The sequence below is a fragment of the Providencia sp. PROV048 genome, assembly GCF_033688165.1.
In the GTDB taxonomy this organism is placed as follows: domain Bacteria; phylum Pseudomonadota; class Gammaproteobacteria; order Enterobacterales; family Enterobacteriaceae; genus Providencia; species Providencia hangzhouensis.
Map to the genome: position 1 here is coordinate 3377871 of NZ_CP096360.1, position 17757 is coordinate 3395627.

The following is a 17757-nucleotide window of genomic DNA, read 5'->3' on the forward strand; positions in this document are numbered from 1 at the left end:
TAGCAGCCCTATTTTTATAAACTCACCCAAAACACGCCAGTTTCTCGGATCTCTGTAAATTGATTTTGGAATTCGACTAAGTTTTGTTCTGGATTTAATGCGCTAAATCGTTCTGGATGCATAAATTTAGCCATAGCTTCAATGGCAAATATATTCATCGGATTGTTGTAAAAATTATGGTAAATCGCCATAACGCGCTTTTCTTTAACTGCCGTTAATGATGAGATCCCTTGTCTATCCATTAATACTGATAACTGCTTCTGCACGTTAGCTTTATTTGCATTATATCCTAAGCTTACTGCGAGCGAACGACGATTAAAGTTGTGCCAATCGGCGCCTGTCAGTAAATAATATTCTGGGTTTAATGTAATAATATTCTCAATGGAACTTTCAGCCCCTTTTGCAGGAAAGCTATCTGCAACTAGATTATTTCCACCTGCCAGGGTCGCTAAAGAACCGTAACCTGAACGACCATAAAGTTGACAACAATTATCGCTAAATAACCCTGCATTCGCTTCAATCAAAACAGTTGGAAATGGCTGAGCTAATTGGCTTTCAATCGCATCTAATTTTTCTTGATACAGTTTCGCAAACTGTTCAGCTCTTTCTTGTGTTCCTAATAATTTCCCTAATAATAAAATACTTTTCGGCGTGTTTCTCGCGATATCCATTCGAAAATCAATAAAAATAACTTGAATACCGGCGGCTTCAAGTTGCGGTAAAATTTGGCTATCACGCATCGCACCATAATTAGCCTTATGCATAATTACCACATCAGGCATTAATTCGATCAATTTTTCAACTTGAAGACCCGCTTCACGAGTTTTCTTTAAGGTTGGAATTTTGTCTAATTCAGGCAACACACTGAAATAAGCTTGTTTTAAATCTGGCGCGTACTGCGTAAGCGAATCACTCCAACCCGCAATACGAGATATCCCACTTTTACCCGCAGCAATATCCACTGGCAAAATATCACGACTATCCACCAAAAATAATTTTTCAACGGGAAGATTAACTGTGACTTCACGACCTTGTAAGTCGGTAATCACCGTTGGCGTTTTTGCCTGCCCCCAAAAGCTTAGTAAGCACAATAATCCTGAGAGAAATAATTTCATGGAAAATCTTTTACCTTAAATTTAAATAGGTTGGTATGAATAAAGCCACTGTACAGTGGCTTATCATTAGTTAAAATATCAAATTAGAAAGTCACACTGTAATTAAGGGCAAAAGTTCGGCCACGGCCTTTATAATCGTACAGGTTTGCAGCGCCATATTTAGGGCTATATAAGCTTTGTGCCCGCTGTCCCCAAATTGTGGAGTAATTTTTATCCAGCAGGTTTTCGACAGCAAAGCTAACTTTACCCACTGGTAGCATATAACTTCCTAATAAATCAACGGTATTATAACCATCGAGTTTCTTACCAGCCGCATCCGTTAAATTGAACGTTTGCTGGCTTTGTAAGCGTAGCGCCCAGTCATTCGGCTCCCAACCAATATAGGCATTCACTTTTGATGGGCTCGCGAAATCAACGCTCCATTTTTCCCAACTACCATCCACTTTAGTTTCTGATTTTTGTAGATTGAAGTTACTTCCAACACTCCAATCTGAGTCAGCAAAGAAGTAATCCACCGCACCTTCTACCCCATAGATACGGCGTTTATCGGTTTTCATATAGATGGTCATGTCATCTTTATTAATGCCATAGCTTCTATCAGACAAAGAATAATAGGTAGCAACTTGTGTGCGTAAGTTTTCCCCTGTGTAACGCCATCCTAACTCGAAAGAGTTAACCTTAATTCCTTTTACCTTGGTATCATTAATGTTAACACTTTTATTGAGATGATAGTGGCCATTGGCATCTGGGGTCTTCGCATAATCACCTGTTCCGTAATACTTAGCAATATCAGGAATTTCAAAGCCTTGAGAGAAATTAAACCATGTTTGTTGCTCTTCGGTTAAGTTAACCAGCAGCCCTGCGTTAAACAGTAAGTTGTTGTAATCCGTTTTCCCACCCGGTACTGCATCTGCTGATTTACCTTTTCCGTTAGCAATCGCTTCTTGCTGTGCATAACCAATAAAATCATCGACTTTATTTTCTGTGTACTGATAACGTACACCACCGCTTAACGTGAACATTGGCGTAATGTCATAACTACTTTGTAAAAATGTCGCCATATTCGTCGTGGTATAGCTTGGATAGCGGCCAATTTGGAAAGCTTTAGTTAAGTCCATTCCCCCGGATTCTTTCGCTTTATCTAAATCAAAAAACATTTGGTTCGCACGAAATTGCTCATGCTCTGCATCCACACCATAAGTTAACGTTAATTCATCGATAGGTTGGCTATTGAACGTCAGCTTAGTTCCATAAAAATTGGTTTTTTGATCCGATGAGCTGATACTTGTAACATCTTTGCCTGTAAGGGTTGGGAAAGGATAAAACTTTTGTGATTCATCACGATAATAAACTTGTGCAACAAAATCCTGCCCAAATACATCTGCATTTGAATATTGTAAATTGAGCAAATTACGCTCAGTTCCCGGCAAACGGTCAGAACTTAATTTGCTGCTGTTATAAGCTTCACCTTGCCCTTTAACCGCGGAAAAATTTTTTCCTAAATAGAGGCCGTGTTTACCATCAGACTCACTTTTATAATGCTGATAAACAGCTTGAACCTGTTGTTTTTCATCGATTTTGATAGTACCTGACGCCATCACATCCAAACGATCAGAAAATTGCAGCCCTGTTTGGGTATTATCAATATTAATCGCATTACCTTTGCCATCATACCAACCGCCATAGCGTTGATAAGCAACAGAAACACGTCCGTGAGCGTTCTCATTACCACCACTTACTGCTGCAGCAATATTTTCATCGTGATCTTTACCACTGTTAAAGCCTGTTTTTCCACCTAATTGCAGGGAAACTTGTTTTTCTTCTTGGCCTTTTTTCGTCACAATATTAATCAAGCCACCACTGCTACCACCACCGTACATCGCCGTTGCGCCTGAAATAACTTCGATATGATTAATATTAAAAGGATCGATAGAATCTAATTGGCGACTATCACTACGAGAAGAGTTAAGGCGTACTCCATCCACCATCACAATCATTGAACGGCCACGCATATTCATGCCATAGTTTGTCCGCCCTTGGCCACTGACACTCATTCCTGGAATAAGCTGCGCTAAAATATCTTTTAATTCTTTTCCACCTTCAGCTTGCTGCTCAATTTCAGCATTATCAATCACCCATGTGGTTTGTGCCATTTCTGAAACGGTTTTATAACCACGTGTAGCAGATACGGTTATGGACTCTTCTTTTTTATCGGCACCAAATACGGAGGGGGAAATAAAAGGGAGAAAGCAAGGGGAGATAATAAAAAAATGCTTTATTTTCATTAAATTAAACCTTTACATTATTAGAATTGCTGTTATTGAATCTAAAAAATAAATCACAATGCATAACTAAATGACTGTTTATTATTTTATCAAATAATTATTATCAGCAGTAACTAATAATCAAGATAAATATAAGAATTATTATTATTAACAATAGGTAATGAAAGGTTATTCAGTACTAGTCACGCATCCTTGCGCAAGATATTCCTATTAATTACTTCACGCTAACGACTGCGATATAATTCAATTTTCCACGATTTTGCCGAAAATGACGGAACATACGCAAAAATTGAGGCCGGTTTTCTTTCTTCAATGCATTACGGATAATCTTTAGCGTACCGAATACACCTTCATCGTAAATTAACCCTTTTGGCGATAACAGTGTCATTGGGCCAGTATGGGATACCACTTGCTGGAAACCCGCTTGTTGAAATAATTCCACCCACTGTGTTTCCGGTAATGGTTGCGCTTTGACATTAATCGCTTGTTGCATTTGAGAAACCACATTTTGCACAGCTTGGGCATCTTTAAATGCAATATCATGAGTTAATAAACAGCCACCTGGCTTTAGTACTCGATAATACTCCTGCAATAGCTTTGCTTTCGCTTTATCGCCGTACATGGTTAGCATGGCTTCATTAATGACCACATCAAAACTGTTGTCCTCAAAAGGTAATTTTGATGCATCTGCCATTTGAATAGTCACTAAATCTGTTAACCCTTTATTCGCAACGTTTTTTTGTGCTTGGGCGAGCGCCTGCTTGTCCATATCAATACCCGTAATATGGCAATGGAATTGGGAGGCAATTTCAATGGCAGTGGTTCCCATATTACACGCGACTTCAAGAACTTGGCTGTTCTTGTGTAACCCTGATTGGCTAAGTAACCATTCGGTTGCTTCTTTTCCCCCTGGGCGTAAACGTTTTTTCCCCAAGCGTGCTAGAAATTTGTGCCCTGCTTCGTGGGCGGTAAATGATTGGTCCATTTTCACCTCCAAGTTAATGTGTACAAGCCGTTTCAGGCTCACGTAACATAACTAACAGCATTTTTGCGGGCTCAAGCGCATCTACCGCATGAGGAATATTAGCAGGCATTCTGACAACTTCCCCCGGTTTAGCCATTACAGGCTTTCCTTCGATGGTAAGTTGTAAGCTCCCTTCAACAACCATCACAATCGCATCAAAAGGGGCGCTGTGTTCAGACAGCGCTTGGCCTTTATCAAAAGCAAATAAGGTGATATTTCCCCCGCCATTTTTCGCTAATACGCGGCTTGCAATACCTTGTTCAGTATAATTAATTAACTGATTGATAATCAGCGCTTCTGAAGGTGTTATTGTGTTATTGCTCATCGTTTAATATTCCTTAATTCAATCGTTTTCATTCAGTTATCTAAATAGCGGAATGACCCCTTGGGTCTGCCGGCCTTGATAATCCATTGGCGTAATTGCGACGGGTAATTGGTACAGTTGTGTCAGGTTTTCTTCCGTTAAAATTTGTTCAGTTTCACCAAATAAACAACCGCTGCCGTTAAATAACAACAATGAATAGTCAGCGATATGCAGCGCATGCTGTGGATAATGGCTCGTAAATAAGATCGTCATTCCGCGATGTATGGCTAAATCACGTAAAACGCTGAGCACACTGTCTTGGTTGGCAAGGTCCAACGCGGATGTCGGTTCGTCCAGAATCAAAATTTCTGGTTCACTGGCTAATGCTCTCGCAATCATAACCATTTGTTTTTCCCCTCCACTGAGACAGTTAAAGGGTTGGTCCGCAAAATTACTTATGCCTAAGTACGCTAAACACTGCTCTACAATTTGGTTATCTTTTTCATTGGGTGAGGCATACCAAGGTAAATGACGAATACGCCCGAGACTCACCATAGTGCGAACAGAGTAATGAAACAGTGAACCACTAAGCTGTGGAACATAAGCGACGGGTGCATTTAGGGAAATATTGCCTGTTGATCCTTTTTGTAAGCCGAGTAGTAGTTTTAATAAAGTTGTTTTTCCGCGGCCATTTGGCCCTAAAATCGCGCCAATACTGCCCTTTGGTTGCCGAAAACTAACATTCGTAAATAATTGGCGTTGGGCTATTTTGAAATTAAGGTGTTCAACTTGGATCATAAATCGGCCACCTTTTTATTCAATGTGTGGATCAGTAGTGCAAAAATAGGGGCGCCGATCAGTGCGGTGATCACACTTAATGGAATTTCTGCATTCGTCATACTGCGTGCAAAGGTGTCGACAGCTACCATATAAATCCCACCAATGACCGCACTGGCAGGCAGTAATATCCGGTGATCATGCCCTACCATTAGCCGTGCAATATGTGGAACAATCAGCCCTACCCAGCCGATGGTGCCGGATACCGCCACTGTCGCACTAGTGATCAAGGTCACGCTGAGTAACACGGCCCAACGGGTTCTATTAATTTTCATCCCTAAAGCTTGTGCATTTTCTTCCCCAAGGGACAGCACATTGATACGAAAACGCAGCGCAAAAATGACCAAGACACAGACCAGCACAACCGGAAAAATAATATTGAGTTTGAGGTAAGACGCACTGGCAAAGCTGCCCATAAGCCAAAAAACAATGGTTTGTAACGTGTTGTTTGGGTCTGCAAAATAGGTAATTAACGAAATTAATGCGGCAAAAAAAGCATTAATAATCACCCCCGCAAGGATTAACATTAATAGCTGGCTGCCTTGGCGATTCAAACCAAGTAAAAAAACCAGCACGATAGCCAACAACCCACCGATAAAAGCCAATGAAATGGTGATCAACAAAGAAGAAAATAATAAAATAGCTAGCGCGCCACCCAATGCAGCCCCTGATGAAACACCAATAATTTGCGGCCCAACTAATGGGTTGCGGAAAATACCTTGCAAAGCCGCCCCCGCAACCGCCAACCCAGCCCCTGCCGTTCCTGCTATCAGAACACGCGGTAAGCGCACATTCAGCACCACATTTTGTTCCGTTCGGCTATAGTTCCCCATCATTTCATTACCAAAAATAGTGTCATAGAGAATATGCCAAACCGCGGAAAACGAAACTGGGTAACGCCCACAGCTTAGGGCCAAAACAAAAGTCAACAATAGGCCAATAGCAAAAATGAACCAAAGATATTGGGGCTTACGCATGCGGTTTCCCCATCAAAGAAAGATAGTGCTGACCACTTTTGTTCATCTCTATTTGCAAAATTCCGTCAATTTGCTCATCTGACACGTCATAGCCATAAAGTTGCTGATATCTAAGGCGAATTTCCTCACGCAATGGCATTTCCATCGTTTCTGGGTGAAAAATCATCGATAACCATTGCCAGTACAGTGGTGTTTCTTGGTTTGGTGCATCCCAGATAAAACCACCAATAGGGAGCTTATACACACGCTGGTTTTTCACGGCGGTGACTTCACTTAGCATAGGGTTGCGGTAAACATCAGCTGGCGATAACCCTTCTTCGAAATTACCCAATAGAATAATGTCAGGGTCCCAAACCAGAATTTGCTCAATATTGAGGGTTCTTGGCCCAGTGAGGTCACGGTTTAAGCTCACCCCACCCGCCAGTGCAAAATCTGCATTGTTGTGTGATGTTGAGCCAAATGTTTGAATACTCTGGTTAAAATGGGATAGATACAGGACTCGGGGCTGCTGCGCTTCTGGGATTTTAGCGGTGGTTGCCGATAATGCATCGACAACTTGTTGCCGCCACTGGATCATCTTTTGCGCTTTATCATTGTGGCCAAGTGTTTGCCCCATTAGGCGAACCCACTCTTGCGTATAGCGTTCTTGCCCATAATCTAACGTAGCAACGGTGAGCCCTGCATCACGCATAGGAGAAATAATGTCATCTCCTCTATGCCCCCATTGCCACACTAAATCGGGCTCCACATTAAGTAATGCTTCAATGTTTGGCGTAAAATTGTTACCCACCACATTTGAATTCACTTGTAGAACAGGAGAAAACATTTGGCTTAGCATGCCATCTCGCGCAGCAACCTTTGCAAAGGGATGCATTCCGACTAATTTTTCACTGCTTTCATCCATGCCAACTAACATCGAAGCGGCAGGAATTGGGATCACAACAATACGTTTTGCAGGGGATGATAAATGAATTTTATCACCTGACATATCTGTGAAATCAACAGCTTGTGATGCATATACATTGGCTATTCCACCGAAAGTTAGAAAAACGGCGGCGAGTCTAAAAGCATTATTTATCATAGGGTTATTCAGCTCTCTGCTAACATCTCAATTGATAATGTGTATAATTATCATTTATACTTAAGCCATTCTAAGACGGCGTAAGAGGATGACCTATGACATTTGTCAAAAACGTTTTCCCCCATGCACAATCACTCAATGCCCTTAAATCGTGCTTACTGTTTAATGGGGTAGAAGATGAGAAACTGGCATTACTGCTGGAAAATTGTGGCCATATTCGCTTTAAAAGTGGTGAAATTCTGAACCATGAAGGGGAACCATTTAAGCATTGCCCCTTGATGATCAGCGGGCAAATAGAAGTGTATCGCCACACCTATTTGGGTGAAGAAAAAATTTTTGGTTTGTTTTGTACGGGGGAAATTGTTGCCATCGCAGCCGTTTTTATGCCTCACAACCGTTATCCCATGAGTTTACGGGCAAAAACCGACGGTGAAGCTTTGCTACTTGATAAACGCGATATTTTACGACTATGCCATGCCTGCCCGCAAATTATGGAAAAACTGCTAAGGCGTTTTAGTAGCAAACTATATGAAAACATTAACCATATCGACTGGCTAACTTCGAGTTCTGCTGAACAACGGCTAGCGGCCTATATTCTCGATTTAAAGCATAAGCAACTGACTTCAAATATTGTTTTGCCTTTATCTCGGGGCCAGCTCGCGGCTAAATTAGGCATACGTTACGAAACACTCAGTCGGTTAGTTTCTGGGTGGCGGCAAAAAGGGTTTATTGATATCGAGAAAGACACTGTGCATATCCATAATGAAAACTACTTAACGAAATTATCTATTTCTGCACAGCGCCCATTTTAAGAATAACGCATTAACGAATATTAATGCGTTTATTCATTATTAGAAGTTATAGGTTACACCACCATTCACATTAAAGCCCATACCGGGGAACAAGGTGCTATCTTTTGCTGTGACGGTCTGATTAGCAACTGATGTTGTCGCATAACGTTCATCCGTTAAATTATCCATCGATAAATACACAGACCACTGCTCTGTTGGTTTATAGCTACCTTTAAGCCCTAATACGGCGTAATGTTTACGTTTTTGAATATCGAGATTGTTTTGGTGATCAACAGCCATATCCGTTGGCGCCCAATGAATATTTGGCCCGAAGCTCCAATCCCCAATTTCATATAACACCTCGGCAGCGACAATATTGCGAGGAATACCTGCGATATAGTTGCCGTTATACTCTCCCCCCATAAAACGGAAATCATTATAAGTCCATGAAACTCGGTAATTGATATCCCCCAGCCCTGCGCCAACACGTCCTGTCAGCCCAGCTTCTAAGCCTTGATGGCGGGTTTTCGCGGCATAATTAAACACGCCAACAACCGTCCCTGCACTGTCATAAGTGGTAATATACTCATCTTTAATTTGACTGCGGTACAGCGCAAGGTTCCATTTCAACCCATCAGTGACATCCCCTTCTCCACCAATTTCATAAGTAATGGCTTTTTGTGGTGAGAGTTTCGTCAGTTTTCCATTGCTAGAGTTAATAATTTCCCAAAATGTTGCAGGTTCTTCACTCGCACTGATATTAGCAAAGTAGCGCTGGCTTTCCGTTGGGCGCCAAATAACCCCCGCTTTTGGTGTCCAAAATGTCCAACTTTGGTCTAACGACAAATGACTTTGCCGTTTTTCTACGTCACGGCGTGCATGCGTACCTTTGACATCTAAGTTAACTGTCACTGTTGGTGTAATATGTAAGTCTACCCCCACACTGCCATAGAGGTTTTCAGCTCGGCCATCATATTTGCCTATTTTTGTTTTGTCTGCCGGTGTCCCTTTACGGTTTTGCATTAATTCAGTCTGCAAGGTCATTTGGTCCCATGCAAGTGCCGTACGGTATGTCACGGGTTCAGTTTCAATATTATAGGTGAATTGTAGCCCTTCACTGTGGCTGCGGCTAAAACGGTAGTAAGCGGGAGTAGTAAAATTATCATGAGTACGAATGTGCCAAACTCCAGCGCCAATCGCTTGGTTATCCACTTGCCAGTCTGAGCGGTTAGCCACTCGGAATTGCTCAACATTACGGTGTGGGTCACGTAGCCACACCATCGGGTACACATCTGTAGGGTTATTATTGAGTACCTCTTCAGAAACAGGCCCCGCAACGTCAAAGCGCAAATCTGTCCAACTCAACCAAGTTCGGTTTTCAAAGTTATTAGTCACATAACCAAAGTTGCTGCGTAACGTTTTACGTTGAGAAGCAGAGTGTTTGCGATAGCCATCAAAATGGTCATAAGTGAAATTTACACGACCATCAAATACCCCATCGTCAGAAACGCCACCAAATGCCGTTTGTAACCCTTCGCGACCATGGGAGCCGTACTCATAACGTAGGCGGCCTTGCTCGTTTCGACCCGTGTAAGAGAGCACATCCAATTCACCTCCCAAACTATTACTTTGTGGGTTAAGGCTATTTGCGCCGCGGCGTACACTCACCATCCGCGCATCACGCATTTCTAAGGTGCTGATGTGAAAACTGCCGTCAGCATCCGTCGCGGGTAAGCCATCTTGGAGCAGCAATACACCACGAGCAAGCGGTGCGCTTTGTACTCCAGACCCACGAATATTCAAACGCGGCTGATCAATACCACCAAAGAAATTTTGAATCACAAGCCCAGGCTGATAATCAAGAGCATCTTGTAAGGTCGCAAGGCGAGTCTCTTTTTCGATAACAACTAAATTTGTTCCGCCAGCCACTTTTTCAAGCTTGCCTTTTTCTTGCTGTTCACTCGGTGACAAACGGCTTTGACCTGTTGAAGACGTGACGATCAGTTTGTCCGATGTCACTGCTGGTGCAGCGAACCCAATTGGTGTCGCCAAAGTTCCTATACCTAAAGTGAGTGCAATACAATGCGCCAATTGGTGCCGTTTTAAACGATAAGACATATATTCACCCCAATAACAGTAATGGTTATCATTTTCACTTAAGGGGTTTAAAATAGAGGATGGGTTTAGATATCCCTATGACATTTGTCAAAAATGCCTAGAGTGAACTTCGTTTTCAGGCTAATCACACATGTAATTAACCAAGTGGCACTTTAAGTTACTGTGGGTATCAAAGTATCAATAGCCCATTTCGATTACATGGCAATTTATCATCACGATCCCACGTTAAAACCAATACAGATAAGTCATCTTGAACAGAAAATTCACTTCCTTCAATAATGGCTTGTTGCTTTTCATTATCACATTCAGCCCAAAAACCATCTGTTGCAATAATTAGCCGACAATCCACCTCAGTGACTTTTTTATAATCAAGTAAAAATGTTTTTTGTAAATTAAAACATCGAGTAACTATTTTTCTATTTTCATCCTTCAACATACTTTGTACAAAAGGTTCGCCGAGTGGATTAGCACCAGTATGAACATTAGTAAGCCAATTTATCGATTTATCTTTTTTCCAGTTACCTAAACGAATATCTCCCGTATGAAAACAGAAAACAGATTCCCCCGAATTAAAAGTTCCAATAACTAATAAACTCGCCTTCCCAATTTTATATTTAGCTTTAGTTTCTTTAAATCCAAGCTGTAAAATATGTTCAACGATATTTTCAGTTAAGTGACTCTGCTCTATTGAATTTAATTCTTGAATAACTATCTCAAAGAAGAATTTAGCCATTTCAGTAGTAGCTGGAGATGACGTTGAAACATCAAAAGCAATCACCAAATTAAAATTACCTCGGTCAATTAACGCATATAAATCTTTATTTTGTTTTCTATCAGCACCCATTTGAGTCGCAAATAACCATGAGAGCTCTTTAGCTGTTCGCGTTAATGTTTGATGCATTGGGTTAATCTTTCAAAAATAATATCTTCTCGTGAACGAATTCCTTGGCTAGTGCTCTGTACTGCCATTTCAAAATCATATTCATTAATCAATAAAGCTAAATTATTTGAAATATATTCTTTTAATGCTGTACTTGACTGAGAGATCTCTTCAACAATACTTTCTCTTCCATCGAAAATATTTAAAATATCTTCAATATCTCGACTACTTAATAAATCACCATTCCCTCTACCTAGATACGCCTCTAATTTTGTGGCAATAAAATATTCAGGCCGAATTAAATTTATAGTGACATTCTGAGTTAATTGATATTGGCATGCCATTTCTACAGCGTCTTTGTACCAACGATTACTAAAACCTAATGCATTTTGGTCTACAGGCATAAAGTCAACTTTGAGTTCACCAATTAACATTCGGCAGATAACATCATCAAAAGGATCTTCCCTGAACCCTCGTTCTCTCAACTTTTCTTGTAATTGGCTCCACTTAGCATAACCAACTATATCGACCACTAAGTCAACATCATCAGTATATCTAATTTGCTCTTTGGTATATTCATCAGTGACTAACAAGCCTGTAGTACAACCGCCAACAAAGACAACTTGAGCTAATAGCTCTTCACCTAATGCATCTGCAACCACCAGTAACATACTTTTTTGTAAGTTAACCTTTTCGCTCATTTAACTTCCTCAAAAATGATTTTTAGTTTTTCTAAGGATAGATTGTGCTCTCTCGGTCTGCCAATCCTAACCGCATCAACTAAAGCTAACATTGCATACAGCCTACTATCTAATTGAACTGCACGAATAATATTAGAATGTAATGGCTCAATAGCAAATCCTTTTGTCTTTCCTCTTGGATCTGGCCATACAAGAGGAAATTCTCCTGATGTCATTAGTTTTCCTTTTAATACAGGAGCTGCTATTGATGTTGCAATCCCCCTTGTCAGCTCACCTTCCTTTGCAGGAAAAACATACTTGATTCCAAAAGCAATAAAATCAAATAAAGCCTTAGTATTCACCTTGGGAATCGCTAATCTTCTATCTGGCTTCGCTAGACCAACATCGTACATACGATTTAAGCCTAAACTGATTTGTGACTTACTAATTCCTGTCAAAAACTCAAGGTTTCTGACAGAAAAACGGCTTTTAATCGCGCTTTCCTCATTATAACTAGGCTTTAGCCCTTTTTCTGTCCATTCATCCTCTACGACGACTAAAATATCATCATCAACATGAGCTAAAGAAAAATCCGCGGATGACTCTCCCGAAGTATCCTGCCCCTCAAACATATCCCCCCAATCAACTTTACTTTCATATAAATGAAAAGTATCACTATCGAAATTCTGACGATTCAAATCGATATGCATCGAAATTATTTTTAAAAGAATCAGTATATCTTGACTTTTCATATTCTAAATTCCGCCTTGTCTCACGTCCTAGGACACGGGACAATTATTAATAAAAAAATATTTTTGTCAATACACGAACTTCATCTAGGTTTTGCTAACTCCCCAAATACGGCTACACACTTTCTCTAATAACGCTTTGTTATGGCTAAAAATAACCATTGCGAGTGGTCGCTCTTCGGATAATTTCACTAACAACTGCCAAATTTCTTTTTGCAAATTGGCGTCTAACTGTGCGGTGATTTCATCGGCAATTAAAATTTTCGTTCGCGGGTCAAGGGCTCGCAGCAACGCAATACGAGCAAGTTCACCACCCGATAACTCACTGGGAAGCCTTTCAAGCCAAGAAGGTTTAATCGAAAAGTGCTCTAACCAATGGGTTTCTGGCTGCCAAGCATCAAATAAACTCGCCCCCACCTTGCGATAGGGGTTAAAGCTTTTTTCGGGATGTTGGGGGACTAATTGAATTGGACAATAACCCTGCTGAGGTAACGGTTTCCCTTCAAACAAAATGGTTCCTTGGGTTGCATGCTGCCACTGAGCGAATACTCGGCCTAACGTAGTTTTACCAAAACCACTGGGGGCAGAGATCCCAAGGCGTTCACCGCTAGTCAGTGACATGCTAAAGCCATCCCACAGCCGTTGGCCACCTTGTTCAATGCATAAATTATTTACTTGGAAAATAGGTTCAGTGATACTCATTTACTTGCCATAAATTGATGTTCCGGTAACGCATTCCACAACGACTGCAGCCATTGACCACCACCACCTTGTTGTAGCTTTTGGCTACTTAACACGTCTTCCAACGCTCCGTTACGCAATAAGGCAATACGGTCAGCAAAACGCACTGCCATGGACAAATCATGGGTGACCCATAAAACACCTCGGCCATCGTGGCAGAGCGATTTAATGTTTTCGAGTAGCTGCATGGCATGCTCATCATCCAGCCATGATGAAATTTCATCCGCTAAAATATATTGCGCGCGCGAGAGTGTCGCACTACTGGCGAGTACCCGTTTAGCCATTCCACCGGATAACTGGTTTGGGTAGCTATCTACCAATGAGCCTTGCAGATTATATTGCTGTAAATGCCGTGCGACATCGTGCATTTTAATATGCTGCCCACTTAACACAGCGGCACGTTCTAATTGTGGGCCGATACGAATTAACGGATTAAGCGCATTAACCCCTTGAGGGATATAACATAATGCGTTTCCACGATGCTGAGCTTTATTTTGTTCAGTCAGCTTTTTACCATTAAGGTGAATACCGCCACGACAGCGCATATTATGGGGAAGCAACCCCAAAACGCTCTGTAATAACAAGCTCTTACCTTCTCCGCTCCCACCTACCAATGCAACCATCTCACCGGGCTGAATATCCAATGAAATCCCTTGCAGTAACGGCGACCAACGTTTACGCCCTAACCAACGAAATTGCGCGACATCCACGGTGAGATTATCAAGACTCAACATACGGCCCCCTTCAACCATAACTGCTGTAAGGCTTTGGCGAATTGGTCAAATAATAACACTAACCCAACTAAAGCAACGCCAGGGAAGACCACCAGCCACCACGCTCCTGTGCTGAGATAACGCAATGCATCAGACAATAAAATGCCCAGTGAGGGCTCATGGGGCGATAAACCAAAACCTAAAAAACTTAATGCTGCGCTGTGTAATACTGCGTGGGGAAACATTAATAACGTCCCGACCATCCATTGCGGCAAAATCATGGGTAAATAGTGATAGCGCCAGCGATAAAATGCACTGTTACCAATACGTTGAGATAACATAATGTAATCTGACTGGCTAACTCGTTGTAACTCTGAACGTAAAATTAGGGCTAATTTTGGCCAATGTGTCAGTGCAACGGCCCAAATCACCCCCATTTTTCCACCACCCAACGTAAAACAAATCAATACCAGTAATAAAAGATGTGGCAATGCCAACATGGCATCAATAACGCCACGCACTACATAGTCCATCACTTTGCTTATTGAAGATAAACCGGCCATGACAAGTGCAATAAAACCACTGGTAACCGCTGCCATAAGGCCGATTTGCAAGCTAGTTGCCACCCCTTGAAAAGTTCTGGCAAATAAGTCACGTCCTAAATTATCTGTCCCAAATAGATGTGCCCACGACGGTGGCAATCGCCTATCGAGTAAATTCATTTCAATATCATTGAGGGAGAGACCAAACGCATAGATACTGACGATGACCAATAAAAGCAATGAGAAAGATAACTTAAGCAAAGCACGATTCGGGTTATATGTCATAACGACCTCATCACTCCCTTATTCACTTTTTTTAGCAAGCTGTCGGCTATCGTATTGCTAAAAAATATTAGCGCAGCACATAACATCACGATCCCCATCAACAAGGGAATATCTCCACGCAATCCTCCATCAATCGTCGCCTGACCTAAGCCTGGATAGGCAAATACTTTTTCTGCTAATAATGCCCCACTCAATAATTCACCAATAGAAGCAAACTGCAAACAAATTGCGGGGGTGATGGCATGCTTTAGGACATGAAAGCCTATCATCGACCAGCCTTTATCTCCTTGGGCTTGTGCATAATGAATAAATTCACTGCTCATCACCTCAACCACTTTGGCACGTGTATGCAATGCGATATTGCCGACGCCTAACATACCCAACGCAATGACAGGTAAAACCAGATGATGAAGTTTTTGTGAAAATGTTGCCGTTTGCTCATCCAAGCCTATCGGCCAAGCACAGCATATCGGCGCCCACTGTAATGTCACTGCAAACAGAGACAACAACAGTAAACCCACCCAAAAAACAGGAATTGAAGCAAGTAAATAGCATAACGTTGAAATAAGTTTGTCTGGCCAGCGGTTTAAATAACGCCCCGCGACCAAACCCAACGCAAAACCAACAACGCCAGAGAACAGCCAAGAACTAATAAGTAGGGCTAAAGAAGGCACAAGGCGGTCAGCAATCACTTGAATTACTGGGGTATTATAGAGCATGGAATAGCCCAAATCCCCCTGTAAGACTTGTGAAAACCAGCGCCAGAACTGAACCCACAGTGGTTGGTCAAGCCCCCATCGAGCAGCAATAAGCGCATATTGCTCAGGGGGTACGTGCAGTAAGTCATTGCCGATATAGGCTTTTATTGGGTCGATAGGCGAGTAACTCAGCAGGATAAAAATTCCTGCTGCCGTTACGGTTAATAAACAAATAAATCGCAATAAAAGCCCAAGTACGGTTCGCATTACTGACAGGTCCACGCCCATTCATCGACATTATTTAACACTGACCAAGAGCCGTGAATTTCAGGGGCACTGGTGCCTAAATCAACACAATTATTCAGTAAATAAATATGTTGCAGGTTCATCAACCAAGCCCATGGGGCATCACCTTTAATACCCACCCCCGTGTTACCGTTCCAATCCACTTGTTGCCATAACGGGATCGCTGCGTCTTGGTCAGCTTGCGCTAACGCTTTTTCAATCAATTGATCGACTTCAGCATTTTTATAATAACCCGGGTTGTAAAAGCCAACACCCGCAGCCTTGCTGCTGTAATTATGGACAATCTCCATCGGGTCTAAGCTTCCCCAACCAAACAGTGTTGGATTCGCATGCATATTGAGTTCAACGGTTTCCCAGCTCCCCGATTTTAAATCCATTTCGATACCAATGGGTTTTAAACTTGAACGGATTGCCTGAGCAAGGTCTCGACGTGTGGTATCACCACTGGCATACCATAATGTCAGTTTCGCCACTTTACTATCTTTCTCACGTAGGCCTTCTTTATTCAGCTTCCACCCTGCCTCTTCTAAAATGGATTTCGCTTTCTCGAGATCGCCATCTTTAAAAGCGGAGTCTGGGCTATTCCATGGCAACCCTGCAACACCGGTATAAGCCGGCACTGCAAAGCCTTCCAACACGGATCCCGCCAATAGTTTACGGTCAAGTGCATAGTTAATGGCTTTACGAACAGCAACATCTGAAGTGATGTCGTTACCAATAGGGTTACCTTGAGCATCTTTCTCACCCGCAGGTGGAATTGGGAAAGAGATACCGCGATTTTCCACACTATAGCGCTCAACCAATTTCATGTTTTTCACATTATTAGCATTCGCTGCTACCGCCGCAGGGATACGAACGATTTCCAGTTGATTGCTTTGTGCTGCAGCAAAGGCCGCATCTTCATCAAGGAAAACAAAGACCATTTTACCAAAATCATTTTTTGGCCCTGCATAATATGGATTTTGCTCAACAATCAGTTGCTGCCCCGGTTGGAATGCGACTAAACGGTAAGGGCCTGCACCAATCGGGTTATGTGCGTAGGTTTTCGCATCATATTTATCGGCACAAACAATTCCTAACGAGCCTAATACATTCACAAAAGTACTTTGTGGGGAAGATAACGTGATTTTTACGGTGAGAGGGTCGATTTCCTCTGCTTTGGCAAAGTTGCCCATGTCCACCTTGCCGCCACTGGCTGCGGCATTGTTATAGGTAAACACGACATCTTTAGCGGTTAATGGTGAGCCATCGGAAAACTTTAAGCCTTTTTTCAGTTTGAGCGTCCATTGTTTACCATCGGCATTATGTTCATAGCTTTCAAGCATATAGCTATGCCATGAAAGATCCGCTTTTTGTTTCAGTAATGGGCTATGCAACAGTAGGTAGCTGCCATGGCTCCACCCAAGCATTGGGTCAAAACCTTCAGTGGGCTCTGAGCCAATGGCTAAACGTAAGGTTTGTGACTGAGCGGGTTCTACCGCTTGTGCTTGCAGTGTAAGCCCCATCAGGCACACGGCTGCAACGATATTTTTAATCATACATCCCTCTATAGACAGGTTTTATTTTTTATTTCAAATCATCAATGTCGTTATTGTCATTGATGCCGCTATCGGTGAGATATTCACTATGTG

17 protein-coding genes are annotated in these 17757 nt (G+C 42.0%); 1 reads left to right on the forward strand and 16 read right to left on the reverse strand.

The window, feature by feature from the left end; translation table 11 throughout:
• Nucleotides 1-14: 14 nt before the first annotated feature.
• From M1F26_RS14940 to M1F26_RS14970, 7 genes are all read right to left on the reverse strand, one after another.
• Nucleotides 15-1115 (reverse strand): ABC transporter substrate-binding protein, encoded by a 1101-nt coding sequence (locus M1F26_RS14940; RefSeq protein ID WP_140171563.1) that lies wholly within the window; start codon nt 1113-1115, stop codon nt 15-17.
• A gap of 83 nt (nt 1116-1198) precedes the next feature.
• Nucleotides 1199-3400 carry a TonB-dependent siderophore receptor gene (locus tag M1F26_RS14945; protein WP_094961082.1) on the reverse strand — a complete coding sequence of 734 codons (2202 nt, stop codon included), beginning with the start codon at nt 3398-3400 and terminating at the stop codon, nt 1199-1201.
• A 214-nt stretch (nt 3401-3614) separates the two neighbouring features.
• A complete protein-coding gene (locus M1F26_RS14950) occupies nt 3615-4385 on the reverse strand; it encodes a class I SAM-dependent methyltransferase (protein WP_140171562.1) in 771 nt (256 codons plus the stop codon).
• Between the two features lie 13 nt (nt 4386-4398).
• The gene (locus M1F26_RS14955) at nt 4399-4749 is read right to left on the reverse strand and encodes a cupin domain-containing protein (protein ID WP_004257847.1); all 351 of its coding nucleotides are present in this window, start codon (nt 4747-4749) and stop codon (nt 4399-4401) included.
• A gap of 36 nt (nt 4750-4785) precedes the next feature.
• Entirely contained in the window at nt 4786-5526 is a 741-nt protein-coding gene (locus tag M1F26_RS14960) for an ABC transporter ATP-binding protein (protein ID WP_140171561.1), read from the reverse strand.
• Entirely contained in the window at nt 5523-6542 is a 1020-nt protein-coding gene (locus tag M1F26_RS14965) for a FecCD family ABC transporter permease (protein WP_140171560.1), read from the reverse strand. Before M1F26_RS14965 ends, M1F26_RS14960 begins: the two co-directional genes overlap by 4 nt.
• The gene (locus M1F26_RS14970; protein WP_140171559.1) at nt 6535-7623 is read right to left on the reverse strand and encodes an ABC transporter substrate-binding protein; all 1089 of its coding nucleotides are present in this window, start codon (nt 7621-7623) and stop codon (nt 6535-6537) included. The genes M1F26_RS14965 and M1F26_RS14970 overlap by 8 nt, the downstream gene beginning before the upstream one ends.
• Nucleotides 7624-7718: 95 nt before the next feature.
• Here M1F26_RS14970 and M1F26_RS14975 point away from each other — a divergent pair, with 95 nt between their 5' ends.
• Nucleotides 7719-8435, forward strand: coding sequence for a Crp/Fnr family transcriptional regulator (locus M1F26_RS14975; protein WP_094961080.1), 717 nt, complete (start codon nt 7719-7721; stop codon nt 8433-8435).
• Nucleotides 8436-8474: 39 nt separating this feature from the next.
• Here the strand turns inward: M1F26_RS14975 and M1F26_RS14980 are convergent, their stop codons facing one another.
• The 9 genes from M1F26_RS14980 to M1F26_RS15020 all read right to left on the reverse strand — a co-directional run bounded on the left by M1F26_RS14980 (nt 8475) and on the right by M1F26_RS15020 (nt 17631).
• On the reverse strand, nt 8475-10532 hold the full coding sequence (locus tag M1F26_RS14980) for a TonB-dependent receptor family protein (protein ID WP_140171558.1): 2058 nt from the start codon (nt 10530-10532) through the stop codon (nt 8475-8477).
• A 169-nt stretch (nt 10533-10701) separates the two neighbouring features.
• Nucleotides 10702-11433: a hypothetical protein gene (locus tag M1F26_RS14985; protein WP_140171557.1), complete on the reverse strand. Its 732-nt coding sequence runs from the start codon at nt 11431-11433 to the stop codon at nt 10702-10704.
• Nucleotides 11418-12113, reverse strand: a complete 696-nt coding sequence (locus tag M1F26_RS14990; RefSeq protein ID WP_094961077.1) for a hypothetical protein — start codon at nt 12111-12113, stop codon at nt 11418-11420. The genes M1F26_RS14985 and M1F26_RS14990 overlap by 16 nt, the downstream gene beginning before the upstream one ends.
• Nucleotides 12110-12844, reverse strand: coding sequence for a hypothetical protein (locus tag M1F26_RS14995; RefSeq protein ID WP_140171556.1), 735 nt, complete (start codon nt 12842-12844; stop codon nt 12110-12112). The genes M1F26_RS14990 and M1F26_RS14995 overlap by 4 nt, the downstream gene beginning before the upstream one ends.
• Before the next feature lie 84 nt (nt 12845-12928).
• Nucleotides 12929-13525, reverse strand: coding sequence for an ATP-binding cassette domain-containing protein (locus M1F26_RS15000; protein WP_227528992.1), 597 nt, complete (start codon nt 13523-13525; stop codon nt 12929-12931).
• 14 nt (nt 13526-13539) lie between these two features.
• Nucleotides 13540-14316, reverse strand: a complete 777-nt coding sequence (locus M1F26_RS15005) for an ATP-binding cassette domain-containing protein (RefSeq protein ID WP_140171554.1) — start codon at nt 14314-14316, stop codon at nt 13540-13542.
• Nucleotides 14310-15122, reverse strand: coding sequence for an ABC transporter permease (locus M1F26_RS15010; RefSeq protein ID WP_140171553.1), 813 nt, complete (start codon nt 15120-15122; stop codon nt 14310-14312). The genes M1F26_RS15005 and M1F26_RS15010 overlap by 7 nt, the downstream gene beginning before the upstream one ends.
• Nucleotides 15119-16087: an ABC transporter permease gene (locus M1F26_RS15015; RefSeq protein WP_140171552.1), complete on the reverse strand. Its 969-nt coding sequence runs from the start codon at nt 16085-16087 to the stop codon at nt 15119-15121. Before M1F26_RS15015 ends, M1F26_RS15010 begins: the two co-directional genes overlap by 4 nt.
• Nucleotides 16087-17631: an ABC transporter substrate-binding protein gene (locus tag M1F26_RS15020; protein WP_227528993.1), complete on the reverse strand. Its 1545-nt coding sequence runs from the start codon at nt 17629-17631 to the stop codon at nt 16087-16089. The genes M1F26_RS15015 and M1F26_RS15020 overlap by 1 nt, the downstream gene beginning before the upstream one ends.
• Nucleotides 17632-17757 lie beyond the last annotated feature (126 nt).

Excerpts from the sequence above, each read along its gene's own strand:
- M1F26_RS14975 (WP_094961080.1), top strand. The coding sequence starts at position 7,719 with ATGACATTTGTCAAAAACGTTTTCCCCCATGCACAATCACTCAATGCC.
- M1F26_RS14965 (WP_140171560.1), bottom strand. The coding sequence starts at position 6,542 with ATGCGTAAGCCCCAATATCTTTGGTTCATTTTTGCTATTGGCCTATTG.
- M1F26_RS15005 (WP_140171554.1), bottom strand. The coding sequence starts at position 14,316 with ATGTTGAGTCTTGATAATCTCACCGTGGATGTCGCGCAATTTCGTTGG.
- M1F26_RS14955 (WP_004257847.1), bottom strand. The coding sequence starts at position 4,749 with ATGAGCAATAACACAATAACACCTTCAGAAGCGCTGATTATCAATCAG.
- M1F26_RS14950 (WP_140171562.1), bottom strand. The coding sequence starts at position 4,385 with ATGGACCAATCATTTACCGCCCACGAAGCAGGGCACAAATTTCTAGCA.
- M1F26_RS14990 (WP_094961077.1), bottom strand. The coding sequence starts at position 12,113 with ATGAGCGAAAAGGTTAACTTACAAAAAAGTATGTTACTGGTGGTTGCA.
- M1F26_RS14940 (WP_140171563.1), bottom strand. The coding sequence starts at position 1,115 with ATGAAATTATTTCTCTCAGGATTATTGTGCTTACTAAGCTTTTGGGGG.
- M1F26_RS14995 (WP_140171556.1), bottom strand. The coding sequence starts at position 12,844 with ATGAAAAGTCAAGATATACTGATTCTTTTAAAAATAATTTCGATGCAT.
- M1F26_RS14970 (WP_140171559.1), bottom strand. The coding sequence starts at position 7,623 with ATGATAAATAATGCTTTTAGACTCGCCGCCGTTTTTCTAACTTTCGGT.
- M1F26_RS15015 (WP_140171552.1), bottom strand. The coding sequence starts at position 16,087 with ATGCGAACCGTACTTGGGCTTTTATTGCGATTTATTTGTTTATTAACC.
- M1F26_RS14945 (WP_094961082.1), bottom strand. The coding sequence starts at position 3,400 with ATGAAAATAAAGCATTTTTTTATTATCTCCCCTTGCTTTCTCCCTTTT.
- M1F26_RS14980 (WP_140171558.1), bottom strand. The coding sequence starts at position 10,532 with ATGTCTTATCGTTTAAAACGGCACCAATTGGCGCATTGTATTGCACTC.
- M1F26_RS14985 (WP_140171557.1), bottom strand. The coding sequence starts at position 11,433 with ATGCATCAAACATTAACGCGAACAGCTAAAGAGCTCTCATGGTTATTT.
- M1F26_RS15020 (WP_227528993.1), bottom strand. The coding sequence starts at position 17,631 with ATGGGGCTTACACTGCAAGCACAAGCGGTAGAACCCGCTCAGTCACAA.
- M1F26_RS15010 (WP_140171553.1), bottom strand. The coding sequence starts at position 15,122 with ATGACATATAACCCGAATCGTGCTTTGCTTAAGTTATCTTTCTCATTG.
- M1F26_RS14960 (WP_140171561.1), bottom strand. The coding sequence starts at position 5,526 with ATGATCCAAGTTGAACACCTTAATTTCAAAATAGCCCAACGCCAATTA.